The organism is Streptomyces sp. NPDC013455, assembly GCF_040632975.1.
Classification (GTDB): Bacteria; Actinomycetota; Actinomycetes; order Streptomycetales; family Streptomycetaceae; genus Streptomyces.
Map to the genome: position 1 here is coordinate 1 of NZ_JBEYCX010000067.1, position 2,285 is coordinate 2,285.

Here is a 2,285-nt window from a genome sequence, read left to right on the forward strand (position 1 = left end):
GCCTCGACACCGGCCTCCGCCGTCCCCCACTCCTCCAGCAACCGGACCCGCTCCTCGGCACCGAGCAGATCCACCTCACTCAACCGGGACTGCGGCGTGGTCACCATGGTCTGCAGCACGCGTGCCCAGCGCGCCGTGAACGCCTGGATCGTCGAGCGGTCGTACAGATCTGTGGAGAACTCCACCACCCCGGTGAGACCGGCCGGGCTGCCGTCGGGCGCGGCGGCCTCGACGATGTTGATGGAGAGGTCGACGCGGGAGACGCCCGTGTCGATCGAGGTGCCGGAGGCGGTGAGGCCCGGCAGGTCGATCTTCTGCTCGGCGGTGTTCTGCAGTCCGAACAGGATCTGGACGAGCGGGTGATGGGCGGCGGACCGGTGCGGGTTGAGCCGTTCCACCAGGTACTCGAAGGGCATGTGCTGGTGGGCATAGGCGGCCAGAGAGGTCTCGCGCACCCGGGTGAGCAGGTCGTTCAGCGTGGGATCGCCGGAGGTGTCGGTGCGCAGCACCAGCATGTTGACGAAGAGACCGACCAGGTCCTCCAGGCGGTCGTCGGTGCGCCCGGCGATGGGTGAGCCGACCGCGATGTCGGTTCCGGCGCCGAGACGGGTCAGCACCCCGGCCAGGCCCGTCTGAAGGATCATGAAGAGAGTGGTGCCCGTCTCCCGGGCCAGGTGGACGAGCTGGGCGTGCTGTTCGGCGTCGAGGTCGAAGGTGACCGTCTCGCCGTGGTAGCTGGCAACGGCGGGACGCGGCCGGTCGGTGGGCAGCGTCATCTGGTCCGGCAGCTCCGCCAGTTCGTCCAGCCAGTAGGCGACCTGGCGGCTGAAGACGCTGTCGGGGTCGTCGTCGGTGCCGAGGTGTTCGCGCTGCCAGAGGGTGTAGTCGGCGTACTGCACGGCGAGCGGCTGCCACGACGGTGCGGTGCCGGCCCGGCGGTCGGTGTACGCGGCCGTCAGGTCGGACACGAGGACCTGCAGCGACCAGCCGTCGGCGACGACGTGGTGCAGCACCAGCATCAGCACCCACTCGCCGGGACCGGTCGCGAACAGCCACGCCCGCAGTGGGATCTCACGGGCCAGGTCGAACTCGTACCGGGCGGCCTCGCGCAAGGCCTGGGGCAGCTCCCCCTCGGTGGTCTCCCGGATCTCCAGCTCGGGCACGGCCTCGGCCACGTCCAGAATCCGCTGGCAGGGGGTGGCGCCCCGCTCGGCGAAGACGGTGCGCAGCGCCTCGTGCCGGGCGACGACGTCGGCCAGCGCCGTCCGCAGCGCCGGGACGTCCAGGTCACCGGAGAGCCGTATGGCCAGCGGGGAGTTGTAGGTCGCCGAAGGGCCTTCCAGCTTGTGCAGGAACCACAGGCGCTGCTGGGCGAACGACAGTGGCAGGACGTCGGGGCGGGGCATCGGCCGCAGCCGGGACGGGACGGGGCCGCCCTCCACCAGCCGGTCGGCGAGCCGCCGGGGGGTCGGGGCGTTGAAGAAGGTCCGCATCGGCACATCGACGCCGAGCGCGCCGCGTATCCGCGAGATCAGCCGTCCGGCCAGGAGTGAATGGCCGCCCAGGTCGAAGAAGTTGTCCTCGGCTCCGATCCGGCTGATCCCGAGGACGTCGGCGAACACCGACCGCAGGATCTCCTCCTGGGGTGTGCCCGGCGACCGGTCGTCCGCGCCCGTGGTGACGGGATGCGGCGTGGGGAGCGCGTCGCGGTCCAGCTTGCCGTTCGGTGTCAGCGGGAACTCGTCGAGGACGACGACCGCGGCCGGCACCAGATGGTCGGGCAGTTCGCGGCGCAGTTCCTCGCGCAGCCGGGCGGCGTCGGCCGGTTCCTCGCCGGGCGTGACGTACGCGTACAGCGTCTGGAAGCCGTGCTGGTCGGGGCGGGCGACCACGACGGCCCGTGAGACGCCGGGCTGCCGCAGCAGCGCGGCCTCGATCTCGCCGGGCTCGACGCGGATGCCCCGGATCTTGAGCTGATGGTCGGAGCGGCCGAGGTATTCGAGTTCGCCGTCGGCGTTCCACCGGACCACGTCACCGGTCCGGTACATCCGCGAACCGGCCGGCCCATACGGATCGGCGACGAACCGCGACGCCGTCAGCCCGGCACGCCCCAAATAGCCCCGGGCCACCCCGGCACCGGCGATGTACAGCTCACCCCGCGCACCCGGAGGCAACAACCCCAGACCCGCATCCAGCACATACACCCGCGTCCCCGCCAGCGGAGCACCGATCGGATGCGCCCGGCCCGACAGCGGGCGGCTCACCGACGCCGCCACCGTCGTCTC

Annotated in this window: 1 protein-coding gene and 1 pseudogene; both read right to left on the minus strand. The window is 71.6% G+C overall.

Going from position 1 to position 2,285, the window contains the following annotated elements:
• A partial coding sequence (locus ABZ576_RS34285) for a condensation domain-containing protein (RefSeq protein WP_360750012.1) occupies nt 1-2,048 on the minus strand: 2,048 nt, incomplete at its 3' end.
• A 75-nt stretch (nt 2,049-2,123) separates the two neighbouring features.
• Nucleotides 2,124-2,276: pseudogene (locus tag ABZ576_RS34290) on the minus strand (AMP-binding protein); the annotation flags it as partial.
• Nucleotides 2,277-2,285: the final 9 nt, after the last annotated feature.